The organism is Streptomyces dangxiongensis (genome assembly GCF_003675325.1).
Classification (GTDB): Bacteria; Actinomycetota; Actinomycetes; order Streptomycetales; family Streptomycetaceae; genus Streptomyces; species Streptomyces dangxiongensis.
Map to the genome: position 1 here is coordinate 901,667 of NZ_CP033073.1, position 10,020 is coordinate 911,686.

Annotated in this window: 1 protein-coding gene and 5 pseudogenes; all 6 read right to left on the minus strand. The window is 73.0% G+C overall.

Going from position 1 to position 10,020, the window contains the following annotated elements; translation table 11 throughout:
- Positions 1-7 precede the first annotated feature (7 nt).
- Positions 8-628, minus strand: a pseudogene (locus D9753_RS39640) (SDR family NAD(P)-dependent oxidoreductase); the annotation flags it as partial.
- Positions 602-931: pseudogene (locus D9753_RS39645) on the minus strand (SpnB-like Rossmann fold domain-containing protein); the annotation flags it as partial. The pseudogenes D9753_RS39645 and D9753_RS39640, both read right to left, overlap by 27 nt.
- A gap of 201 nt (positions 932-1,132) precedes the next feature.
- Positions 1,133-1,750: pseudogene (locus tag D9753_RS39650) on the minus strand (polyketide synthase dehydratase domain-containing protein); the annotation flags it as partial.
- Positions 1,745-2,161: pseudogene (locus D9753_RS39655) on the minus strand (polyketide synthase dehydratase domain-containing protein); the annotation flags it as partial. The pseudogenes D9753_RS39655 and D9753_RS39650, both read right to left, overlap by 6 nt.
- A gap of 24 nt (positions 2,162-2,185) precedes the next feature.
- Positions 2,186-3,040, minus strand: a pseudogene (locus D9753_RS39660) (acyltransferase domain-containing protein); the annotation flags it as partial.
- Positions 3,033-9,983 carry a type I polyketide synthase gene (locus tag D9753_RS37590; protein WP_240468035.1) on the minus strand — a complete coding sequence of 2,317 codons (6,951 nt, stop codon included), beginning with the start codon at positions 9,981-9,983 and terminating at the stop codon, positions 3,033-3,035. The pseudogene D9753_RS39660 and the gene D9753_RS37590, both read right to left, overlap by 8 nt.
- Positions 9,984-10,020: the final 37 nt, after the last annotated feature.

Genomic DNA, 10,020 nt, shown 5'->3' on the forward strand with positions numbered 1-10,020 from the left:
ACAGGCCCCACGCCAGCGACACACCGGACAGGCCCGCGGACCGGCGCCGCTGCACCACCGCGTCCAGATAGGCGTTCGCCGCCGCGTAGTTACCCTGACCCGCCGAACCGAACACACCCGCCGCCGACGAAAACACGATGAACGTGCCCAGTGCGGGAACGAGTTCACGCGTCAACTCGTCCAGGTGCGCGACCGCGCTCACCTTGGGTGCGAACACACCTGCCAGGCGTTCAGGGGTCAGGGCACCGATCACCCCGTCGTCCAGCACACCAGCCGTGTGCACCACACCCGAGAGCGGACGCTCCGCCGCCACCCCACCCAGCAACTGCGCCACCTGCCCACGGTCCGACACGTCGGCCGCCACCACCGACACCGACTCCGCACCCAGACCGGACAGCTCCGCCACCAGCTCCGCGGCACCCGCCGCATCCGATCCCCGCCGACTGGCCAGCACCAGATGCCGCACCCCATGCCGCACCACCAGATGCCGCGCCACCAGCGCACCCAGCACACCGGTGCCCCCCGTGACCAGCACCGACCCATCCGCATCGAAACCCGCGTCAGCGACCGTGGGGGCGGTCGCGCGGGCGAGTCTCGGCGCGAACAGGCGGGCGCCGCGCACGGCCACCTGGGGTTCCGCGGTGGCCAGTACGGCGGCAAGCACCGGCTCGACATCAACGCCTGCGGGGGTGTCCGTGTCGAGCAGGACGATCCGGTCGGGGTTCTCCGCCTGAGCCACCCGGACCAGGCCCCATACGGCGGCCCCGGCCGGGTCGGTCACCGTCCGCTCACCGTCGGCGGGCACCGCACCCCGGGTGACGACGACCAACTGGGCCGCCTCCAGTTTGGGGCTGGCCAGCCACGCCTGGACGATCTCCAGCACGCGGCCCGTCAGGGCCAGCGCCGCGTCGTCGTCCGTACCGTCCGCCATGTCGGCGCGCCCTGCTTCGAGGACGACGACCGGGGGCACGCCCGAGCCGTCGGTCAGCGCGGCCACGTGTGCCGGCTCGGTGATCGGCACCCAGGCGGGCGGCAGATCGATGCCGGGTTCCGTCGTCGCGGGCAGCTCCGTCCACTCCACGCGGAACAGGGAGTGCCGGCTGTCGTCGGTCGCCGCACCCAGTTGGTCGGCGGACACGGTCCGCGAGACCAGCGACCGCAGCGTGAGCACCGGCGCGCCCGTCTCGTCCGCCGCTTCGAGGGCCAGGGCGTCGGGCGCGGACCGGTTCAGGCGCACCCGCAGCGCCGTGGCACCGGCCGCGTGCAGGTGCAGGCCGTTCCAGCCGAAGGGGAGGTGGACACCGTCTTCGCTGCGGTTCTCGCCCTCGGGATCGGACAGCGCCACGTCCAGCATCGCGGGGTGCAGCGCGGCGTCGAGCAGCGCCGGGTGAATGCCGAACCGGGCGGCGCCGGCCCGCTGGTCCTCGGGAAGGGCGACCTCGGCGAACAGCTCGTCGCCGCGCCGCCACAGGGCTCGTACGCCCTGGAAGACCGGCCCGTAACCGTAGCCGGCCTGGGCCAGCAGCTCGTAACCGCCGGAGATGTCCACCTGGCGGGCACCGGTCGGCGGCCACACGGTGAGGCCGGTGGCCGACTCGGCCACGTCGGAGGTCACCAGGGCGGTGAGGGTGCCGGTGGCGTGCCGGGTCCAGGTGTCGGCGTCTCCGGTGATGTCGTCGGGCGCCGAGTAGACGGCGACCGTCCGGGTGCCCGTCTCCTCCGGGCCACCCACGGTGACCTGCACGCGCACTCCACCCTGCTCCGGCAGGACCAGCGGTGCCTCGACGACCAGCTCTTCGAGAACTCCGCAGCCCACCTCGTCACCGGCCCGCACGGCCAGCTCGACCAGTCCGGTACCGGGGACGAGCACCGCCCCGCCGACGGTGTGGTCCGCCAGCCAGGGGTGCGTGCGCAGAGACAGTCGTGAGGTGCACAACACGCCCCCCGTCTCGGGTACTTCCACGACCGCGCCGAGCAGGGGGTGGTCGGCCCGGGCCTGCCCGAGGGAGGCGGCGTCCGCCACCGGAGCGGGCTTGAGCCAGTAGTGCCGGTGCTCGAAGGCGTACGTCGGCAACTCCACGTCCGCCGCCCCGGCACCCTCGGGCAGCACACCCGTCCAGTCGACCGCCACACCCTTGACGAACACCTCGGCCAGCGACATCAACAACCGCCGCGGCCCACCCTCATCACGACGCAGGGAACCCACGACGACAACAGCCTCGGACCCCGATTCGTCCACCACCTCGTTCACCGGCTGCACCAGCACGGGATGCGCACTGGACTCCACGAACACCGAATGCCCCTCAGCCAGCAAGGAGGCGATCGCCGGCCCGAAACGCACCTGACCACGCAGGTTGCGGTACCAGTAACCACCGTCCAGGACACCCGCCTCACGCACCCACCCACCGGTCACCGTCGAGAAGAACGGCACCACCGGCGCCTGACCGCGAATCTCCGCGAACGCCTCCCCCAACGCCCCCTCGATCGCCTCCACATGACGGGTATGCGACGCATAGTCCACCGCGACCCGGCGCACCCGCACGCCCTCGGCCTCCAGCACGGCCAACGCCTCGTCCAGAGCCTCGGCGTCACCGGCGATCACCACCGACGACGGGCCGTTGACGGCAGCGACCTCGACCCGCCCCTCCCACGCGGCGATCCGGGCAGCGGCATCCGCCTCGGACAGCGCCACGGAAGCCATGCCGCCCCGGCCCGCCAGCTCCCCCGCGATCACCTGACTACGCACCGCGACGATCCGCGCCGCATCCTCCAACGACAACGCACCCGCCACACAGGCGGCCGCGATCTCACCCTGCGAATGCCCGACCACCGCATCCGGAACAACACCCACGGACGCCCACACAGCCGCCAGCCCCACCATCACCGCGAAACTCGCCGGCTGCACGACATCGACGCGGGCGACGAGACCGGCGTCGGCCTCACCCCGCAACACGGCCAGCAGATCCCAGTCCACCCACGGCTCCAACGCCCGGGCACACTCCCCGACCCGCTCGGCGAACACCGCCGAGGATTCAAGCAGCTCCCGCCCCATACCCAGCCACTGCGAACCCTGACCGGGGAAGACCAGCACCGTCCGCCCGGCGGCAGCCACACCACCGCTCACCACCCCGGCAGCCGACTCCCCTCCAGCCAGCGCACCCAGCCCCGCCAACGCCTCCGCACGCGAACCGGCAACCACCACCGCCCGCTCCGAGAGCACCGCACGCCGGGCCGCCAGCACACCCGCGACCTCCACCAACGACGCATCCGTGGCACCGACGAACACCGCCAACCGCTCCGCCTGCCCGGCCAGAGCACCCTCCGAAGCCGCCGACACCACCAGCGGGACGACACCGTCGGCCGGCGTGACCGGCTCCCGGGCCGGTTCCTCGGGGGCCTGTTCGAAGATCAGGTGGGCGTTGGTACCGCTGAGTCCGAAGGAGGAGACGCCGGCCCGGCGGGGGACGGCCGGTCTCGGGCCAGTCCCGGGCCTCGGTCAGCAGCTCGACGGCCCCGGCCGACCAGTCGACCTGCGGGGTCGGCTCCTCGACGTGCAGGGTCGGGGGCAGGACGCCGTGCCGCAGCGCCTCGACCATCTTGATGACACCGGCGACTCCGGCGGCGGCCTGCGTGTGTCCGATGTTGGACTTCACCGAGCCGAGCCAGAGGGGCTGTTCGCGGTCCCGGCCGTAGGTGGCGAGCAGGGCCTGCGCCTCGATCGGGTCGCCGAGCGCCGTGCCCGTACCGTGTGCTTCCACCGCGTCCACGTCGGAGGCGGCCAGACCGGCCACCGCCAGGGCCCGGCGGATGACCCGCTGCTGCGAGGGGCCGTTGGGGGCGGTGAGGCCGTTGGAGGCGCCGTCCTGGTTGATGGCGCTGCCGCGCAGGACCGCCAGGACGCGGTGGCCCTTGCGGCGGGCCTCCGAGAGTCGCTCCAGTACGACTACGCCGACGCCCTCCGCCCAGCCCGTGCCGTCGGCCGTCGAGGAGAAGGCCTTGCAGCGGCCGTCGGGGGCGAGGGCGCGCTGCCGGGAGAACTCCACGAAGGTACCTGGTGTCGCCATGATGGTCGCGCCGCCGGCCAGGGCCATGGAGCACTCGCCGTTGCGCAGGGCCTGGGCGGCCAGGTGCATGGCGACCAGGGAGGAGGAGCAGGCGGTGTCGATGGTGACGGCGGGGCCTTCGAAGCCGAAGGCGTACGACACCCGGCCCGAGGCCACGCTCACCGCTGAGCCGGTGGCCGTGAAGCCGCCGAGTTCCGGGGGGATGTCCCCGCCGATGCCGTAGCCCTGGGTCATGACGCCGGAGAAGACGCCGACGTCCGTGCCCTTCAGCGTGGACGGGTTCACACCCGCCCGTTCCAGTGCCTCCCAGGAGGTTTCCAGCAGGAGGCGTTGCTGCGGGTCCATCGCGAGTGCCTCGCGCGGGGAGATGCCGAAGAAGCCCGCGTCGAACCGGCCCGCCTCGTGCAGGAAGCCGCCCTGGTCGACGTAGGAGGTGCCGACGTTCTCGGGGTCGGTGTCGAAGAGGCCTTCCGCGTCCCAGCCGCGGTCCTCCGGGAAGCCGGAGATCGCGTCCCGGCCCTCGGCGACCAACCGCCAGAGTTCTTCAGGGCTGTTGACGCCGCCGGGCAGTCGGCAGGCCATGCCGACGACGGCGATCGGCTCGTCGGGGTCGGCGACGACGACCGTGGGGGCCGCCGCGCCGGTGACGTTGCCGTTCGGTCCGTCCAGCTCGCCGCGGAGGAAACGGGCGAGCGTGAGCGGGGTCGGGTAGTCGTAGACGAGGGTCGCGGGGAGGCTGAGCCGGGTGGCCTCGCGCAGCCGGTTGCGCAACTGGACAGCGGTGAGCGAGTCGAAGCCGGCGTCCTTGAAAGCCTTTTCGGCTCTGACCTTCTCGGGGCCGGTGTGACCGAGCACGGTCGCGACGTGAGTGCGGACCAGGTCCAGGAGCAGGGCCTCCTGCTCGGCCGGGGGCAGGCCCGCGAGCCGGCCGGCCAGCCCGCTGCCGCGGCCGGCGGCGATGCGGGCGGCGGCGCGGCGGCTGTGCGGGATCAGTGTGCGCAGCAGGGACGGTATGTCTCCGCCGGCCGCGGCCTCGGCACGTATGGTCCGCAGGTCCAGCTTGATCGGGACCAGCAGGGTCTCGCCGGTGCGCAGGGCGGCGTCGAACAGGTCCAGGCCCTCGTCGGGGGTGATCGCCTGGAAGCCGCCGCGGTGCATACGGGCCTGGTCGACGTCGTTCAGGTGGGCGGTCATTCCGGTGGCCTGCTCCCACAGGCCCCACGCCAGCGACACACCGGACAGGCCCGCGGACCGGCGCCGCTGCACCACCGCGTCCAGATAGGCGTTCGCCGCCGCGTAGTTACCCTGACCCGCCGAACCGAACACACCCGCCGCCGACGAAAACACGATGAACGTGCCCAGTGCGGGAACGAGTTCACGCGTCAACTCGTCCAGGTGCGCGACCGCGCTCACCTTGGGTGCGAACACACCTGCCAGGCGTTCAGGGGTCAGGGCACCGATCACCCCGTCGTCCAGCACACCAGCCGTGTGCACCACACCCGAGAGCGGACGCTCCGCCGCCACCCCACCCAGCAACTGCGCCACCTGCCCACGGTCCGACACGTCGGCCGCCACCACCGACACCGACTCCGCACCCAGACCGGACAGCTCCGCCACCAGCTCCGCGGCACCCGCCGCATCCGATCCCCGCCGACTGGCCAGCACCAGATGCCGCACCCCATGCCGCACCACCAGATGCCGCGCCACCAGCGCACCCAGCACACCGGTGCCCCCCGTGACCAGCACCGACCCATCCGCATCGAAACCCGCGTCAGCGACCGTGGGGGCGGTCGCGCGGGTCAGCCGAGGGGCGTACAGCGTGGCGCCTCGGGCGGCGAGCTGGGGTTCGCCGGTCGCGAGGGCGGCGGTGAGCAGGGGGCCGAAGGTCTCGTCGTCGTCGTCCGTGTCGAGCAGGACGATCCGGTCGGGGTTCTCCGCCTGAGCCACCCGGACCAGGCCCCATACGGCGGCCCCGGCCGGGTCGGTCACCGTCCGCTCACCGTCGGCGGGCACCGCACCCCGGGTGCGTACGACGAGGCGCGTTCCCTCCGTCCCGGGTTCGGCCAGCCAGGCCTGGACGATCTCCAGCGCCGCGCTGGTCAGCGTGAGCGCTTCGGTGTCGGTCGCACCGTCCGCGACGCAGTCGACCACTGCGGCGGCCGGCGGCTCGGCGCCGTCCACCAGCGCCGCCACCCCGCTCGGTGCGGACAGCGCGGCCCATTCCGGTGCCGCGGCGCCCGGCCGGGGCGCGGGCAGCTCGGTCCATTCCACGTGGAAGAGGGCGTCGTCCGTGCCCGTGGGGGCGTCCGGCGTCGTCAGGCGGTCGGCGGCGACCGGCCGCAGGGTCACGGCATCCGCCGTGAGGACGGGCCCGCCGGTCTCGTCGGCCGCCTCGACCGAGACGACACCCCGGGTGGACCGCAGCAGCCGGGCCCGCAGCACGGTGGCACCCGTGGCGTGCAGGACGACCCTGTGCCACTCCAGCGGCTGCCACACCTGGTCGCCGTCGCCCGCGACGGCTTCCCGGACGGCGGGGTGCAGGACGGCGTCCAGCAGCGCCGGGTGCACGCCGTACCGGTCCGCCTCGGTCTGGTCCTCCTCCGCCAGCGCGGCCTCGGCGAACAGCTCGTCACCGCGCCGCCACAGCCCGCGCAGCCCCTGGAAAAGCGGCCCGTAGGCGTGGCCGTGGGCGATCAGTTCGGTGTACAGGTCGTCCGTGTCCGTGCGCTGTGCGCCGGGCGGCGGCCAGGTGGTGAAGTCGTAGCCGGGCGCGGCCTCGCCGGCCGTCGGCGCGAGGATACCGGTGGCGTGCCGGGTCCAGACGGCCGGTCCGTCCGAGCCGGCGGGATCGTCGGGGGCCGCGTACACCTCCACGCTTCTGGCGCCGGTCCCGTCCGGGCCGCCCACGGCGATCTGGAGGCGTACGGCGCCCTGCTCGGGAACGACCAGCGGTGCCTCGATGACCAGCTCGTCCAGCACCCCGCAGCCGACCTCGTCACCGGCGCGCACAGCCAGCTCGACCAGCCCGGTGCCGGGCACCAGAACCACTCCGCCGACGGCGTGGTCGGCCAGCCAGGAGTGAGTGCGCAGAGACAGCCGGGAGGTGAGGACCAGCCCGTCGGACTGCGGTAGTTGCACCATCGCGCCCAGCAGCGGGTGGTCGGCGCCGGCCAGCCCCAGCGCCGCCGCGTCGACCACGGACTCCGCCATCCGCAGCCAGTAGTGCTGGTGGTCGAAGGCGTACGTCGGCAGCTCCACGTGGGCCTCGGTGGCACCCTCGGGCAGCACCGCCGCCCAGTCCACCTTCTTACCGCGCACGAACAACTCCGCGACGGACAGCAGAAGCGTCCGCTCCTCGCCCCGGTCATCCCGCAGGGCCGGAACGCTCACCGCGTCCTCGGCCGCGGACTCACCGATCGCACCGGTCAGGGCGCCGCCGGGGCCGAGTTCCAGGAAGACCGACCCGCCCGACGCGGCGATGCCGTCGGCGAAACGCACCGGACGGCGAACGTGATCCACCCAGTAAGCAGGGTCGGACAACTGACCCGGCTCGGCCAGCTCTCCGGTCACGTTCGACACCACCGGGACGGCAGGCTCGTTCCAGGTCAGCCCCGACAGCACCTCGCCGAACTCGGCCAGCATCGGCTCCATCAACGCCGAATGGAACGCATGGGAGACGGTCAGCCGTTTCACCCGGCGGCCCTGTTCGCGCAGCCGGTCCGCCACCGCCACGACGGCATCCTCGTCACCCGACAGGACAACCGACGCGGGCCCGTTCACCGCCGCAAGATCCACACCTGCGCCCAGGTGTTCACCGACCTCCGCCTCACTCGCCGCCACCGCCACCATCGCCCCACCCGACGGCAGGGCCTGCATCAACCGACCCCGAGCAGCCACCAGCACCGCCGCGTCCGTCAGCGACAACACCCCGGCGACATGCGCGGCCACAACCTCGCCGATCGAATGCCCGGCCACCACATCCGGCCGCACACCCCACGACTCCACGAGCCGGAACAACGCCGACTCCACCGCGAACAGACCCGCCTGCGTGAACACCGTCCGATCCAGCAGGCCCTCACCCGCCCCGAAGACCACATCCCGCACCGAATGCCCCACCGCACCCGCGAGCTGCGCGTCCAACGCCGCACACGCCTCGTCCAACGCCCGCGCGAACACCGGGAACCGCTCATACAACTCCGCGCCCATGCCGACCTTTTGGGAACCCTGGCCCGGGAACACGAACACCGTCTTCCCACCGGCACCCGACCCCGTCACCACGACCGGAGACGACTCCCCCGCAGCCAACGCACCCAACCCCGCCACCGCCTCCGCACGCGAACCGGCGACGACCACCGCCCGCTCGGGCAGGACCGCCCGCTGCGTGACCAGGGCGCCCGCGATGGAGCCCAGAGGCGCGTCGGCGGCGCCGGTGAACTCCGCCAGCCGGGCCGCCTGGCCGGCGAGGCTTCCCGTGCTCCGTGCCGAGACGACCAGCGGCAGGACACCGTCGGCCGGAACCACCGGCTCGGCGGTGTCCTGCTCGGGTGTCTGCTCCGGTGCCTGTTCCAGGATCAGGTGCGCGTTCGTGCCGCTCACGCCGAACCCGGACACGCCCACCCGGCGCGGCCGGTCGATCTCGGGCCACGGGCTGGTGCGGTGGAGGAGCCGGACGGCGCCCGCGTCCCAGTCGACGCGGCTGCTGGGTTCGTCCGCGTGCAGGGTGGCGGGCAGGATGCCGTGGCGCAGGGCCTGCACCGTCTTGATGACGCCGGCGACACCGGCGGCGGCCTGGGTGTGGCCGATGTTGGACTTCAACGAGCCCAGCCACAGCGGTGCTTCACGGCCCTGGCCGTAGGTGGCGAGGAGGGCCTGTGCCTCGATCGGGTCGCCGAGGACGGTGCCGGTGCCGTGGCCCTCGACCGCGTCCACGTCCGCCGGGGTGAGCCCCGCGTTCGCGAGCGCCTTACGGATCACGCGCTGCTGCGAGGGGCCGTTGGGGGCGGTCAGACCGTTCGACGCGCCGTCCTGGTTGACGGCGCTGCCCCGGATCACCGCGAGCACGCGGTGGCCCCGGCGCTGTGCCTCCGACAGCCGTTCCAGCACGACGACACCCGCGCCCTCGGCCCAGCCGGTGCCGTCGGCCGTGTCGGCGTACGACTTGCAGCGGCCGTCGGCGGCCAGGCCGCGCTGGCGGGAGAAGTCCACGAAGGTGTGCGGGGTGGCCATGACGCTGGCGCCGCCCGCCAGGGCCATCGAGCACTCGCCGCGCCGCAGCGCCTGGGCCGCGAGGTGGATGGCGACCAGGGACGAGGAGCACGCGGTGTCCACGGTCACCGCGGGGCCCTCGAAGCCGAACACGTAGGAGACGCGGCCGGAGGCGACGCTGCCCGCGCCGCCGGTGCCGGCGTAACCCTCCAGTTCCGGCGGGAGGTTGCCGCCGAAGAAGTAGTCGACGCCCATGATGCCGTTGAAGACACCGACGTCCGCGCCCTTCAGCGAGAGCGGGTCGATGCCGGCCTGTTCCAGCGCCTCCCACGATGTTTCCAGCAGCAGTCGCTGCTGCGGGTCCATCGCCAGCGCCTCACGCGGTGAGACACCGAAGAACTCGGCGTCGAACAGGCCGGCGTCGCGCAGGAATCCGCCTTGGCGGGCGTAGGAGGTGCCCGCCTTGTCGGGGTCCTCGTCGAACAGGGTGTCCAGGTCCCAGCCGCGGTCGGCGGGGAAGTCGGACACGGCGTCCCGGCCCTCGGCGACCAGCCGCCACAGCTCCTCCGGGGTCGTCACACCGCCGGGCAGCCGGCATGCCATGCCGACGATCGCGACCGGCTCGTCCGCGTTCCGCCGGACCTGCCGGCGCAGGTCGTGCAGTTCGGTCGTGACGCGCTTGAGGTACTTGAGGAGTTCCTGCTCTGTGGCCATCTTCCATTCCTCACCGGGGGTTTGACGGTCCGCGAAA